15 protein-coding genes are annotated in these 14,581 nt (G+C 39.2%); 5 read left to right on the top strand and 10 right to left on the bottom strand.

Annotated elements, in window-relative coordinates; all coding sequences use genetic code 11:
* The first annotated feature begins 324 nt into the window (after window positions 1-324).
* Window positions 325-486 (top strand): hypothetical protein, encoded by a 162-nt coding sequence (locus tag M028_RS33405; protein WP_165976193.1) that lies wholly within the window; start codon window positions 325-327, stop codon window positions 484-486.
* Between the two features lie 55 nt (window positions 487-541).
* Here M028_RS33405 and M028_RS0119240 read toward each other — a convergent pair whose 3' ends face one another.
* Both M028_RS0119240 and M028_RS0119235 read right to left on the bottom strand, forming a co-directional pair.
* Window positions 542-1,009: a CBS domain-containing protein gene (locus tag M028_RS0119240; protein WP_026575333.1), complete on the bottom strand. Its 468-nt coding sequence runs from the start codon at window positions 1,007-1,009 to the stop codon at window positions 542-544.
* Between the two features lie 482 nt (window positions 1,010-1,491).
* The gene (locus M028_RS0119235) at window positions 1,492-2,082 is read right to left on the bottom strand and encodes a DNA-3-methyladenine glycosylase I (protein WP_026575332.1); all 591 of its coding nucleotides are present in this window, start codon (window positions 2,080-2,082) and stop codon (window positions 1,492-1,494) included.
* A 215-nt stretch (window positions 2,083-2,297) separates the two neighbouring features.
* On the opposite strand from M028_RS0119235, the gene M028_RS0119230 reads away from it, so the two are divergent.
* The 3 genes from M028_RS0119230 (at window position 2,298) to menC (ending at window position 6,002) form a co-directional block, all read left to right on the top strand.
* Complete coding sequence (locus M028_RS0119230) at window positions 2,298-3,143, top strand: MurR/RpiR family transcriptional regulator (protein WP_026575331.1); 846 nt, start codon at window positions 2,298-2,300, stop codon at window positions 3,141-3,143.
* A 176-nt stretch (window positions 3,144-3,319) separates the two neighbouring features.
* Entirely contained in the window at window positions 3,320-4,807 is a 1,488-nt protein-coding gene (locus M028_RS0119225; protein WP_081810785.1) for an amino acid permease, read from the top strand.
* 85 nt (window positions 4,808-4,892) lie between these two features.
* Window positions 4,893-6,002, top strand: a complete 1,110-nt coding sequence (gene menC, locus M028_RS0119220; RefSeq protein ID WP_026575329.1) for an o-succinylbenzoate synthase — start codon at window positions 4,893-4,895, stop codon at window positions 6,000-6,002.
* Between the two features lie 41 nt (window positions 6,003-6,043).
* Here the strand turns inward: menC and M028_RS0119215 are convergent, their stop codons facing one another.
* On the bottom strand, window positions 6,044-6,541 hold the full coding sequence (locus M028_RS0119215) for a GNAT family N-acetyltransferase (RefSeq protein WP_026575328.1): 498 nt from the start codon (window positions 6,539-6,541) through the stop codon (window positions 6,044-6,046).
* A 163-nt stretch (window positions 6,542-6,704) separates the two neighbouring features.
* Here M028_RS0119215 and M028_RS0119210 point away from each other — a divergent pair, with 163 nt between their 5' ends.
* Complete coding sequence (locus tag M028_RS0119210) at window positions 6,705-7,160, top strand: hypothetical protein (protein WP_026575327.1); 456 nt, start codon at window positions 6,705-6,707, stop codon at window positions 7,158-7,160.
* 47 nt (window positions 7,161-7,207) lie between these two features.
* On the opposite strand, the gene M028_RS0119205 is transcribed toward M028_RS0119210, so the two are convergent.
* The 7 genes from M028_RS0119205 to M028_RS0119175 form a co-directional block, all read right to left on the bottom strand.
* The gene (locus M028_RS0119205) at window positions 7,208-8,146 is read right to left on the bottom strand and encodes a manganese-dependent inorganic pyrophosphatase (protein ID WP_026575326.1); all 939 of its coding nucleotides are present in this window, start codon (window positions 8,144-8,146) and stop codon (window positions 7,208-7,210) included.
* A 213-nt stretch (window positions 8,147-8,359) separates the two neighbouring features.
* Entirely contained in the window at window positions 8,360-9,568 is a 1,209-nt protein-coding gene (locus M028_RS0119200) for an iron-containing alcohol dehydrogenase (protein ID WP_026575325.1), read from the bottom strand.
* Window positions 9,569-9,684: 116 nt separating this feature from the next.
* Entirely contained in the window at window positions 9,685-11,205 is a 1,521-nt protein-coding gene (locus M028_RS0119195; RefSeq protein WP_026575324.1) for a long-chain-fatty-acid--CoA ligase, read from the bottom strand.
* A gap of 250 nt (window positions 11,206-11,455) precedes the next feature.
* Window positions 11,456-11,857, bottom strand: a complete 402-nt coding sequence (locus M028_RS0119190) for a MaoC/PaaZ C-terminal domain-containing protein (protein WP_026575323.1) — start codon at window positions 11,855-11,857, stop codon at window positions 11,456-11,458.
* On the bottom strand, window positions 11,854-12,303 hold the full coding sequence (locus M028_RS0119185; RefSeq protein ID WP_026575322.1) for a MaoC family dehydratase N-terminal domain-containing protein: 450 nt from the start codon (window positions 12,301-12,303) through the stop codon (window positions 11,854-11,856). Before M028_RS0119185 ends, M028_RS0119190 begins: the two co-directional genes overlap by 4 nt.
* Window positions 12,304-12,323: 20 nt before the next feature.
* The gene (fabG, locus tag M028_RS0119180) at window positions 12,324-13,088 is read right to left on the bottom strand and encodes a 3-oxoacyl-ACP reductase FabG (protein WP_026575321.1); all 765 of its coding nucleotides are present in this window, start codon (window positions 13,086-13,088) and stop codon (window positions 12,324-12,326) included.
* Between the two features lie 78 nt (window positions 13,089-13,166).
* Entirely contained in the window at window positions 13,167-14,345 is a 1,179-nt protein-coding gene (locus tag M028_RS0119175) for an acyl-CoA dehydrogenase family protein (RefSeq protein ID WP_026575320.1), read from the bottom strand.
* Window positions 14,346-14,581: the final 236 nt, after the last annotated feature.

Here is a 14,581-nt window from a genome sequence, read left to right as displayed (position 1 = left end):
TATTTCCATTGACAGTTTACTTAAACCATGTAATACTATGAACCATAGTTCATGTTATATCCACTTCTTAGTTGGCACCCCTTGACTAAATGAGATTGGATATAACATGAACATAATTTTTTAAAAATTTCTGATGTGAACAGGATTTTTGATTTTTTCACCGAATTATTAAAGAAAATTACTGTAGGATTGAAATATCTAGGCACCTGCCGGAAAGATTTTCATATGATGTGAATAATCATAAAATCCCAATACTTCTGTCTAGTGTTTTGTGGTCTTCATCCTATATAATATCACCATACTACCTTGGAAGGTGTGAATAATTTGGCAGCCAATTCTGAACCGAAAAAAATTGACATTAATTCAACCATTTCCTTAAAAGGAATCGTGAAGGCCATCTTTAACGATACCATTCATGTGCAAATTGGTGGAAAGATTATTACCTTACCAAAAGGAGATTTCCTGCTGGACAAATCAATGAATTAAATAAACAATTATTTTATTAAGCCCATCACTTCCCACTGAAGTGATGGGCTTATTTTTAACTCATCTTATCAAATACCGTGTTTTGAACGCAGCGAATCATATCCCCCCTGCTAATGGCACCCAGCACATGACTGTATTGATCAATCACCGGCAGCTTTTTAAAATGGTGTTTCGCTAAAAGTTGTACCACCTGTTTCACATCATCCTCAGGTGAAACTGTTACCAAACCATGGGTTTTGGCGATTTTTATGATTTTCAGATTCGCCATCTCTTTAATCTTGCTCTCTAAATTTTGTTCCCAATGATAACTGATAAAAGAAAAATAGTCATTAATTCGGCGGTCAACCGGTTGAATCGCCCTCAAAATATCCCCATCCGTAACAATCCCCTGCAATTTCCCTTCCTTATCCATGATGGGCACACCGCCGATTTTTCTTTCAACCATTATTTTCATTACATCTTTAATTGTGGCGTCGGGACTGGCGGCAATCACACTTGTTATCATAAAGTCCTTTACTTTCATAACGCAGCACCACTTTCTGTTGTATTTGTATTTATTAATAAACAGCTATGCAACTCCTATTATTTGGAACTTTTAATGATTTTATTGCTAAAACATGCCCATATTGGAAGGAAACTGCCATTATTTTAAGGATTGACGAGGTGACCTCCTGACACTCTTACTAAGCGCTTGATATGGAGGCATACACTGGTATATCCGCTTTGTGAATACAAATCCATTGATGGTAAGATGTATTTGTTCAATAAAAAACCTAACGGAGGGGATTTTTTATCAATCCATTAGAATTGAATTACACGAGTGAAATGGAAAAAGCCATGCACAAGGCTCATGGAGTTGGCTATCAAGTCTATAGTCAAAAGCATTCAGTGAGAATTAGAGTTGAAAAGCAACGAGAACGGAATTATCGGGAAAGTAAGAGATTGCTTGCAGAAATCACGACTAAACTGTATGCCTACACTACCTAAATAGAAAAAGGGAACCGGTTAAATTTCACCCGTTCCCTTTTGTGTTTCATGCGTTATCTTCTTATAACAATCACATGTCATTACATGGTCGTTGACCATTCCCACAGCCTGCATAAAAGCATAACAAATTGTTGAGCCGACAAATTTAAAGCCACGCTTTTTTAAATCTTTACTAAGTCGATCACTAATTTCGGTAGTGGCAGGTACTTCTGATAAGTCCTTAAAGTGATTTTGAATCGGCTTCCCATCGACAAATGACCAGATATAGGCACTGAACGAGCCAAATTCCTCCACCACATTTATAAATGCTTGCGCATTCGTAATAACTGCGCGGATTTTTAATTTATTTCTGACGATACCTTCATTGTTTAGCAGCTCATCAATTTTTCGATCATTATAGTCAACAATTTTTTCTGCCTCAAAGTTGTCGAATGCCTTCCGGTAATTGGTTCGTTTCTTTAAAATCGTATACCAGCTTAACCCTGCCTGTGCTCCTTCAAGATTCAAATACTCAAATAGCTGGCGATCATCATAAACCGGCACGCCCCATTCGTGGTCATGATAATCGATATATAATGGATCCTGATTTACCCAGCCGCATCGATTCATTTATTTCCACCTCCTCTTTTTAAAATACCATAAATTAGATTTTTATTAAAAAAGTCCGAAAACTAAAAATAATTCTTCTATTTTTAGCAAAGATATGATAGTTTATTAAGTATTAAAGGATTTCATGCAGCAGAATTAAAATAATGAAGGATTTAATTCACTGAATTACTACCTTACTAATTCTCTAATCTGCTAAAGTGAGGAAGGAGGATGAGATGAAACAACTTCCGATTAAGCTTTTGGTCAAAGAGAAATTCTCCCCTTTATCAGCGGGCCAAAAAAAGGTGGCCAATTATCTAATTGAACATCTAGATGAGTTTGCCTTCAAAACAGCGTATCAAATTGGAAAAAAAACTGGTGTCAGCGAAACCACTGTGATTAGACTTTCTTTTGCACTAGGTTTTGAAGGATTTAGTGACATGCAGACAACGATACAAAATCAATTGCTTCAACAACATCAGGTGGAGCCTTTGGAAAGCAATCAACAAGAAGAAATCAATGATCCCTTTAGAAAGGTAATTGAAAATGAAGTCCATATTTTAAGACATATGCTTAATCCAACGAATATTAATGAGATTTGGAATGCAGTAGATACCCTTATCAAGGCAGACCAAGTATTAATTGCAGGATATTGTCTTTCCCACGCTGCAGCCTACTGGTTTTCCTATAGGCTTAGTACCTTAAGGGAAAACGTCAACCTTTGTTCTCCTAATGGAAATTTTGTCGAGCAATTTTGTAATCTTACAGAAAATTCGGCCGTTGTCGTTTTTTCATTCCCGCGCTATTCAAATGAAACGATTAAAATAGCGGAGTGTGCTGCAAACCACGGTATTCAGATAATCGCGGTTACGGACCGCCTCCTCTCACCCATTGGGCGGATTTCAGATATAGTCGTTACGACAGAAGAGAATGCCGATACTGGAGTGAATTCGATTGCATCCGTCATTAGTTTACTTGACCTGATTATTGAAGGAATCCAGCAAAAAGATCAAAAACGAATCCATTCCCACCAGCAAAAACTAGAAATGCTTTATTCAAGCTTTCATGTTTTTAAAGAATAAATCTTAAAGAAAGTGGTTGAAAATTGAAAGCGATTCCAAAAATTGTCTTTCAATATAAACTACATAAATCAATTAGCATCTATAGGTGAACTTTTCATTAATCGTAAAAAAATTTTAACCAGGACGTATCCTTGCGTTTCCGGTATAAAAATTTAATAAAATAAAAGAGGTGTTTTATGTCAAATACTGCAAAGAAGTTTCAGACATCAGAACAAATGGGACAAGCTGTTCAACATGAACATTTGGAAAGAAAACTGAAAACCAGACATTTAACGATGATTGCCATGGGTGGAACAATTGGGACCGGTTTGTTTTTAGCAAGCGGCGCGACCATTCATGATGCTGGCCCGGGGGGAGCAATTGCTGCCTATCTAATTGCAGGAATCATGGTATATTTCCTTATGGCCAGCCTTGCCGAAATGGCTGCATTTATTCCTATTTCCGGTTCTTTTAGTACGTATACTGCTAGATTTGTTGACCCAGCTTTAGGTTTCGCGGTTGGTTGGAATTATTGGTATAATAACGCAATTATTCTTGCACTGGAATTATCCGCATCCGCTTTAATTATGAAATACTGGCTTCCTAATGTACCAGGTATTGTTTGGAGTGCGAGCTTCCTAGTTATCATTTTCGGCTTAAATGTTTTATCAGTTAAAGGTTACGGTGAATCAGAATTCTGGTTCTCAATTATCAAAGTTGCAACGATTATTCTTTTCATTGTTGTTGGTTTATTAATGATTTTTGGAATTATGAAAGGTTCTACCGGTGGATTTGAAAACCTTACGAAAGGTGATGCACCATTCCACGGCGGGCTCTTATCCATTTTCAGTGTATTTATGGTCGTAGGTTTTGCCTTTCAAGGAACAGAAATGGTCGGGGTTGCAGCCGGAGAAAGTGAAAACCCTGAGAAAGATATGCCAAGAGCTATTAAACAAATTTTCTGGCGCATTCTTTTATTCTACGTTTTAGCAATTTTCGTTATCGGCTGTTTAATTAGCTATAAGGATCCAAACTTATTAGGCGGCGACTTAGAAAATATTGCTGTCAGTCCTTTTACTCTTGTATTTAAACATGCGGGGTTAGCGTTTGCTGCTGCTGCAATGAACGCTGTCATCCTTACATCCGTTTTATCAGCAGGTAACTCATCCTTATACGTAGGTTCCCGTGTCCTTTGGACATTGGCTGAAGAAGGTAAAGCGCCAGCATTCTTGAAAAAAGTAAATAAGGGCGGTGTACCAGTTAACGCCCTTTACGCTACTACACTTGTAGGAATGCTTTGCTTCTTAACCTCCCTTTTCGGAGATGGTACAGTGTATAATTGGCTATTAAATGCAGCAGGTTTAGCCGGTTACCTGTCTTGGTTAGGTATTTCAATTACCCACATGCGCTTCAGAAAAGCGTATAAAGCACAAGGAAAAGATATGAAGGATCTTCCATATGTAGCAAAATGGTTCCCATTAGGACCAATTTTAGCAACAATCCTTTGCTTAGTTGCTACGCTTGGGACCAATTATGGTGCGTTTATTGGTGATAAAATCGACTGGTATGGTATACTTGTTTCCTATATTGGATTGCCATTATTTATTGCCGGCTATTTAGGCTATAAATTAGTAAAAAGAACGAAAATGGTTCCACTAAAAGAGGCAGATTTCAGTAGAGAATAATTTTTTCCCCTAACGCCTTGTTATTGCAAGGCGTTAGCCTTTTTTACATACTAAGCATAATGAAGGAAAGGAGAATGAAAAAGCTATGAAAATAAAAGAAATCACTTTAAGGCATTTAAAAATGGATTTACTTTATCCTTTTGTCACCAGCTTCGGAGAAGAAAAAGATCGGGATTTTATTCTTGTCGAAGTGAAAAACGAGGATGGTCTAACCGGGTGGGCCGAAAATGTCGCCATGCCTACCCCCTACTATAATGAGGAAACAGTAAAAACGAATTGGCATATGCTTGAGGATTTTTTAATGCCGCTTTTATTAAATCGTGAGTTCAGTCATCCCAATGAGATCTCAGAAAAACTCTTTGCTCATATTCGCGGAAATTACATGGCAAAGGCTAGTTTGGAAATGGCTGCATGGGATTTATATGCCAGGGAACAAAACACTTCTCTTGCAAGTGCTCTTGGCGGAACGAAGAAAACTATTGATGTCGGTGTCAGTATTGGCATTAAAGACTCCATTGAAGATACGCTAAAGGTGATTGATCAGCGCCGCTTGGAAGGCTATAAACGCTTCAAATTAAAAATTAAGCCAGGCTGGGACGTTGAATTAATTGACAAGGTTCGCAAGGTATATCCAGATATCCCGCTAATGGCGGATGCAAATTCGGCCTACACTTTAAACGATATGGACCTGTTAACCGCACTGGATGACTATAACTTAATGATGATTGAACAGCCCTTAGCCTATAATGATATTATTGATCATGCGGAGCTTCAAGCAAAATTAAAAACACCGATTTGCCTGGACGAGAGCATCCATTCATTAGCAGATACACACAAGGCATTAAAGCTTGGAAGCTGTAAAATTATCAATATCAAAGTGGGCCGGGTTGGAGGATTGACCGAAGCAAAGAAAATCCATGATTATTGTATGGCACATAATGTACCAGTATGGTGTGGCGGGATGCTTGAGTCAGGAATTGGCAGGGCTCATAATATCGCTTTGACTTCCCTGCCAAACTTTACACTGCCTGGAGACACAGCAGGTTCTGCACTTTACTGGGCAGAAGATATTATTGAACCAGAGGTTATCGCCGAAAGTGGTACCATCACGGTTCCGGACGGTCCTGGAATGGGCTATAAGCCAAGTATGGAAAAAATCGATAGCTTTACTTTATATAGTAAGACATATCGTTGATTGAAAAATGCCAGGATTTTGATTGATCCTGGCTTTTTCTATTATAAAAACAACACCATATATTCCTCATCATAATACGTTTGATCAATTTTTTCCGATCGTTTCTCAAGGCCAAAAGTCTCAAACCCGTATAAATGATAAAGCTTTTTTGCAGATTCATTGGTGGATACAACAGTTAGAGTAATTTGCTCAACACCGCCCATTTGTTTTGCTTTTTCAATGGCTGCCTCCATTAATCGTTTCCCTACTCCCATTTTCCGTATTTCAGGGGAAACGTACATGGCGAAAATAGTGACTTTATGCCTTGTTTTTCGCTTTGTTTCCCTTACGAGTGTTACAACCCCACACAGCTTGTCATTCTCAAATGCTCCATAAGTAAAAACATTTTCGGATTTCAATCGATCTGCATAGGTTTCAAGGGTGTATTCCTTTTCTTCCTCATAGCTTGAAGCAAAGGCTTCAGGATCTTTTTGTAACGCTTCTAAGCGCAGATTCTGATATTGCCCTGCATCCATAGAATTTAATTGTCTGATTTCCATCATTACCCTCCTTCGTGAATTGACTTTATATTTATTGTCAATTTCTAATAAATTCGCTATCTGTTTCCTTTCTCCTTCGTCAAGAATGGAAAAACCATCGTCCCACTCTGTAATTTAATGCATAGAATAACACAAAAAATACTGGAGGGGAGGAGGTATAATCATGGGTTTATATTTTGATCATAACAAGTTCCCTGAGCTTTATAAAAACACTGAGTCCATCCAGGAACCCAATCAACAATTTTCCCGAAATGATGCATTAGCTGATCTTTTAGAAGAACAGAAAAAAGAATTGGAAAGAATGTTCAACCATATAATGAAAACGATGGATGAAAAAAATGTCAATTTACGTACTGATATTGAACATGATGAGCAGATGATGATGGATATGCTTAATCAAGTATTGACTCGACTTGATCGCCAGGAAGCATTAACAGAGAAAATACTGCGCCAAATAAACCATATTCGTTCAATACTGTTTGAAAGAACCAATTACTTGGCGACAAAAATTGAGGATGGTTATAAGGTCACCTCAACTTATGTGTACAAATTAATGACTGGCTCTGAACAGCCGCTTACATTCTTATTAAGAAATGATAAAAAGGAAGAGAGTAAATGAAGATTCAATAAAAAACCCATCATGCTTACACATGATGGGTTTTCTTCTTAAAATTCGCCTTTGTTAAAAATATCTGTTAAAACAGGGACGATTTGCTTTTTACGGGAAACAACGCCCTTTAATACAGCTGTATTATCAGAAAGCGTTACATTATAGGCTTTTTCAACCGCACTTGCTTTGCTTCCGATCGCTAGTCCAACTGAATCGTTTGTTAGTATATCTGTAACAACAAACAAGAACAGATCTAAGTTCTTTTCAGCAACAATTTTTGAAATCGCTGCTTCTAATTCCTCTTTACGTGAAAGGACTTCGTCTGTATCAACTGCATTGACTTGTGCAATTTCTACTTTGCTAGAACCCATTTCGAATTCTTTTGCGTCAAGTGAAATAAGTTGTTCAATGGTTTTGTCGCTTAAATCGGCACCGGCTTTTAACATTTCTAAACCATATGTATCGGCATCTACGCCAGCGATTTCAGCCAATTCACGTGCTGCAGCAACGTCTTGTTCTGTGCAAGTTGGTGATTTGAATAATAAAGAGTCAGAAATAATAGCAGAAAGCATAAGACCTGCAACTTCTTTGCTGATTTGTTTGCCGTTTTCTTTGTACATTTTGTTTAAAATGGTTGCGGTACATCCGACTGGTTCGCAGCGATAGTATAATGGGTCGCTTGTTTCAAAGTTAGCGATGCGGTGATGGTCAATTACTTCTAGTACACGAACATCGGTAATATCGTTAGCACTTTGCTGGCGTTCGTTGTGGTCAACAAGGATGACTGAATTTACTTCACTTGCAACCGTTTCTACTAAGCGAGGTGCTTCAGCGTTGAAATAGTTTAAAGCATATTGAGTTTCGCCATTAATTTCACCTAAGCGGACTGGTTCAACATCCTGTCCTAGTTGTTTCTTTAGGTCTGCATATGCTATTGCTGAGCAAATTGTGTCTGTGTCGGGATTTTTGTGCCCGAAAATCAAAACTTTTTCCATCTGAATTACTCCTTAACTGAATAAAATATACGGACAAGCCCCTTGGGGGATGACCCTAACGAAAATTATATAATATTCTGAAGGAAGATACAAAATAAATCTGACTGTTTTACTAAGATTTATGGAGTTTCTGCACTAGAGGTCTCCATCCTTGTTCAAAAACAAAAAAGCACATAGCATCAAAATACGCCATGTGCATTTCACAAGATCAATCTACTTCACACCTATCGGGACCACTATCTGTCCAATCGCTGCTATTAATTCTTTCGACATTGGGAAGCTCGCAGCGGCTGGATCCTTCATCACCGCAGGAATGGTTTGCTTTAGAGCCTCTTCAGAAATCTGGTAATCTTTAAAATCAGCTGGAAGACCAACCTTATGCTGCATTACCCTAATTTTTTCGACAACCTTTGCCAAGGCCGCTTCTGCAGTATCCCCCCTCACATCCACTCGCAATGCCTCTGCGAGCTCAGCCACTTTCGGTAAATACAACTGCGGAATATACTCCATCACTACCGGTAAAAACACTGCATTAGCCAACCCATGTGGAATTCTGAACAGTGCCCCGTAAGCATGTGCCAAATTATGGACCGGAATTGCATTCAAAGCAAAACTAAATGCGGTAATTCCCATTAAACTTGCATGAAGTAAATTCATTCTTGCCTCAATATTCCCGCCATCTGCAACAGCAACAGGAAGATTTTTTTCAATTAAGCGAATCGCATGAAGTGCCTGTGCATCCGTTAAGGCCGTTGCAGTTGGTGAGACAAGCGCCTCAATGGCATGTGTTAATGCATCAAACCCGGTAAAGGCAGTAATAGCCGGTGGCAGCCCGACCGTTAAATCGGGATCCAAAATTGCCATGTCTGCATTAATAAATGGATGGATAATATTGGTCTTCATTTGAATTTCTTCATTAAAAATAACCGCAATCGGTGAAACCTCGGAACCTGTACCTGCCGTCGTCGGTATTGCAATATGTGGAATGGGAATGAAGCCGGCCTTCGGAAACGATTCATACAAAACCCCTCCGGGAATCGCTTCCTTAATATCCGCTAACCCTTTATGCATCGCATATTTTACCCCTTTTACCGTATCCATTACGCTTCCACCGCCGACAGCTAATAACGCATCTGCGCCAACCTCTCTTGTATACTGCACAGCTTTATTGATACAGCGACTTTCTGCGTCTTGGGCAATATCAAGGAAGGTGCCAACAAGCTCCGGACCTCTTCCATGTCCGGTTAATTTAAAAATATCAGCAACTTTTTCAACCACGCCCGCTTTTTCTAAACCTCTATCGCTAAAAAGTACAACCCTTTTCGCACCTAGTCCGTTCAACAAGCCTGGTACAAGAGCCCGGGAATTAGACCCGCTGTAAATCCCTGTCCGGAGCATAAACTGTGATAAAGTCTTTTTCATTTAAAAAAACCCCCTCTTTATTATATTTTTTAAAATCTATAAAACTCCAAGCTCACTCTCTGTAAATCTATAAATCTCTTCTATTTTCTTACCTTTTGCTCTAGCGTTCAGATGATTTAACGAATAAAATTTTCTATCGCTTCTTTTCGCAGTTGTGTTTTAAGAATTTTACCAACACCATTACGCGGCAATGACTTAAGAAAGATAATTTTTCGAGGAGTTTTATTTTTCGCTAAGTGTAGTTGGCAATGGCGGATTAATTCATATTCAGAAACTCTTGAACCCTGTTTTTTTACTACACAGGCGACCATTTCCTCCCCCATCCGCTCGTCCGGCACACCTACAACTGCAGCTTCATAAACCTCAACATGAGCATTAAGAATTTCTTCCACATCTCTCGGATAGATATTAAAGCCGCCACGGATAATTAAATCCTTTTTCCGGTCCACTATATATACGTATCCTTCATCATCGACCCGGGCCATATCACCGGTATAAAACCATTTATCTTTTAATACCTGCATCGTCTCCTCGGGATTCTGAAAATAACCTGGCGTAACATTATCGCCGCGGACAATCAATTCGCCTACCTCACCCATTGGGAGCTCTACTCCAAGGTCATCGACAATTTTAACTTCCACTCCTGGAATCGGTACCCCGACCGAACCTGGTTTAATGGGCATGCCCTTTCGATGAGCCGTTACCACAGGTGCAGCTTCCGATAACCCGTAACCTTCATAAACAGGAGCAGCGAATTTTTCCGCAAAGGCATTTAGCAATGTGACAGGCAACGGAGCAGAACCCGAGCCAACCGATTCAAGACTAGATGTATCGTAGCTTCTTGCTTCGGGAAAAGACACCATGGCATGAATCATAGCCGGAACGGCTGAAAAGGTTTTTACTTTATATTGTTCAATCGCTTTAAAAACTTTTTTGACATCGAATTGAGAAAAAACAGCAATCGAACTGCCCGTTAAAAAACAGACATTGGAAATGGTCAGACCATACACATGAGCAAGCGGAAGTACACCTATTGTTGTCCCGCGTTTAGTACCACTGTGTGTAGCTGAATTCAAGGCATTGGAGAATAAGTTTTTATGGGTTAGCAAAACGCCTTTTGGATTGCCTGTTGTTCCGGATGTATAGAGGATAACGGCTGTATCTTCTTCATTTGAGTTTTGTCCGAAATGGTCTTGATTGAAATTGTCCATTACATCGTAGAAGTTTACTAGATTCGTATTTGAAGGCAGGTCTGTTGCTATAATGATGGGTTTTACAGGGAGCTCTTTTAGTGCATTTTCTACCTTTTCTAAAACAGGTGATGAGGTAATCACCGCCTTAGCACCGGAATTGTGGGCAATATATTGAATTTCTTTTGAGTGAAGGGTAAACATGATGGGAACAATAATCGCTCCTGTACGCGAGATTCCTTGGTAGGCAAAAACAACTTCTGGGCAATTAGGCATAACTACGATCACCCGGTCCCCTTTTGCGATGCCTTTTTTCAATAATCCCGCAGCAAAGCTATCCGCAAAATTCTTTGTTTCTACATTGGTGTATTGCTTTTCATTAAAATACAAAAAAGGATATTCCCCGAACTGAGATATATTTGTTTCGAGCAGCTCCTTAAGCTCCACAACATCCATCCTTTCTTTAAAAAAGTTGAAAAGAACAACAAATAAACCCTTTATTAAACTGCTGCGACACCCAATTTCAAAGATTTTAGTATTTGAGACAATAATTGTAATGAAGGGTTAGCATTAATCAACTCTCCTCAACGTAAAGAATAATGTTATGTAGACGCTATCATTTCTGCGTAATAAATAAGGTCGCCAATTTTAGGAAACTTAGTGTTCAATTGGCGATACCCTTTCCAAATTTAATTATTTAATATAGTCGATACACGACTTCCCCTTTTAACACTCCTTTATGATCCTGGTTCACTGCTTCTACTTTAAAACGAAGAGTTAGGTCCTGTTTCTCTAGTAATCTTGCTTTAAGAGTGACGACATCGTTTAAAAAGACCATTCCTTTAAAACGGATGGAATAATCTTGAATAAATCCCTCTTCAAAATAGGACGTAAACAGCTTTGCGAGGTTCCCCATTGTCCACATCCCATGTGCAATAATCCCCGGTAGCCCGGCTTTAATTGCTTCTTCATCAATCGTGTGGATGGGGTTATAATCACCAGATGCTCCTGCATATTTAATTAAGTCGAGCCTAGATACAGGCTCAAGTTGAACCTCTTTCAACGATTCTCCAACCTGTAACTGTGACAATGCACTCATGGCGTTAACACCTTCCTTACTGCTTCAGAAATCACTATGGTCGAAGTTGAGCTAAAAATGGTATTACCAGCTGAATCTTCCCCAAAACTTTCAAGGACAAGAAAACCCATCTTCCCAAAGCCGCCATTTTTCTCCACATAGCTTTTTATGATGGAAAAGCAGAAAACTTCTTCCCCTACCAACAATGGTCGAACATAATGATAGGTTTCTTCCCCATGAATCAAGCCCTTAACAGGAAGATGAAAGCCATCAATTTCCCCATAATCGAAAACCCTTGGAAACGTGGGGGGTGCAATATTGCTTTTATATCTTGATTGTTTTCCAATCTCTTCATTAAAATAAATCGGCTGCAAGTCGCCAATTGCTTCAGCAAATTTCTTGACGGCTCCTCTTTCAACGACATTTTTTATTTTTGTTGATTGCTTGCCAATTTGATCTTTAAACAATTCCATCCCACCTCACATGATTAGCATTTCGGTCCGCCTGCAACATAAATAACTTGCCCGTTGATAAACGAAGACTTTTCATCAGCAAAGAAAGCAACTGCATTTGCGATATCAGCTGGCTTCCCGCTTCTGCCAACAGGAATTTGAGAAACGCTTGCTTCAACCAAAGTCTCGAATGGAATGCCGATTCTTTCTGCAGTTGCCATGGTCATTTCCGTTTCAATAAAACCTGGTGCTACCGAATTTGCGGTAATTCCATACTTGCCAAGTTCAATTGCTAATGTCTTGGTGAATCCCTGTAAGCCTGCTTTCGCTGCTGCATAATTGGCTTGGCCGCGGTTTCCAAGCGCAGAAGTAGAGGAAATGTTTATAATCCGGCCATATTTCTTTTGCACCATGTATTTTTGCACGGCACGAGTTGCATTAAAAGAGCCCTTTAAGTGAACATCCATAACCATCTGCCAATCAGAATCCGTCATTTTAAACAACATGTTATCACGGATCACACCCGCGTTGTTTACAAGGATATCGACTGAACCAAATGTTTCAAATACCTCTTTAACAGCTGTTTCCACTTGCTCAGCCTCGACCACATTTGCAACCTTCGAATAGACCTCATAGCCTTTTTCTCTTAATGCGCTTGTTGTTTCATGTAATGCTTCTTCATTTAAATCAATAAAGGCAACCTTTGCTCCTTCTTCTGCAAAAAGCTCAACAATACCTTTTCCAATACCACGGCTTCCGCCTGTGACAAATGCTACTTTACCGTCAAATCTTCCAGTCATTATTTATTCCTCCCAATAAAACCTATCTACTTCTCTAGTAATCATACTATGAATAGGAGAACGCTTACAATTCTTACCTCAAATAGATTGGCCTATTTTCACATGCCCCTTGATCAGGTTTCGAGCAATGATTATTCGCTGAATTTCATCTGTACCATCATAGATTCTCCAAAGCCTGGCTTCTCTGTACCAGCGTTCAATTGGCAATTCCTTTGTATAGCCCATGCCACCATGAATTTGTAAAACTCGATCTACAACGCGGTTACCCATATTGGAACCATATAATTTTGCCATTGAAGCTAAGTGACGGTTATCTTCCCCTGCATCAAGGGTGAACGCGGCATTTAACACTAACCATCTGGCTGCTTCAATTTCAACCGCAGAATCGGCAATTTGCCACTGAATCGCCTGTCTTTCGGCAATTGGCTTGCCAAAAGTGATCCGCTCTTTTGAATAATCGATGGCCATCTGCAACAGGCGCTCTGCAGCTCCAACTGCTCTTGCCCCGACAATCCATCTGGCAAACCCAATCCATTCAAGCCCTATATTGTATCCTTTATGAAGCTCACCAAGGATATTTTTTTCCGGCACACGGACATTTTCAAAAACTAACCCGGCTGGTCCCCATTCTCCCATTGTATGTATATATTCAGATTTCCAACCCATTTCCCTATCGACAATAAAACAGGTAACCCCTTCTCGGCCCTGTGTTTTTTGATGGAGCTCTTGATTGGTAATCGCAATCGCCATGACAAAATCCGCTTCGTTTCCGCCTGTGATAAAGGTCTTTTCGCCATTTAGCACCCATTCCTTGCCGTCTTTCACGGCAGTCATTTTAATATTTCTTGTATCAGATCCAGCACCTGGCTCGGTCATCGCAAAACAAGATTTCTTGTCACCATTAATCGTGGGAATTAAATAGTTCTTCTTTTGTTCTTCATTTCCATAATAAAGGATATTATCAGCTGAACCGCCAAATTGGAATGGCACAAAGGTTTTAGAAACCTCCATTAACACTATTGCCATCATCATTTGGCCAAGATTGGCACCGCCATATTCCTCTGGAGTATTGATGCCCCAAAAGCCTGCTTCCTTCGCCTTTAATTGCAGTTCCTTTAGCTTACCAGGCGGAAGACTTGGCCTTCCCTCTCTTTCGTTTCTCAGCACATCATTTTCAAGTGGAATTAACTCTTTTTCTACGAATCTTCTAATTGTTTTTTGCACCATTTTTTGTTCATCGGTAAGACGCAAATGCATACCATTCACTCCATTCTAATTCTTAGAATCTCCCATAATATCCACAAAATAATATGCAAATCACTCAGAAAACATACCTACCGGTTAGTATGTTAACTTTATTTTTATTTTATTCTGAACCCTCAGATAACACAAGTTTAAATCCTTAAATTTTGTGAAAAATCTTTTTGAAGGTTTACATAATAAATTTTTGTCTATTTATGCATATATGGATAAATTATGCATGGTTTAATAAA

This window comes from Bacillus sp. UNC438CL73TsuS30, from assembly GCF_000482325.1.
Lineage (GTDB): Bacteria > Bacillota > Bacilli > Bacillales > Cytobacillaceae > Neobacillus.
Note: the sequence above shows the minus strand (reverse complement) of the source record. Positions and strands in the feature narration are given on the sequence as shown.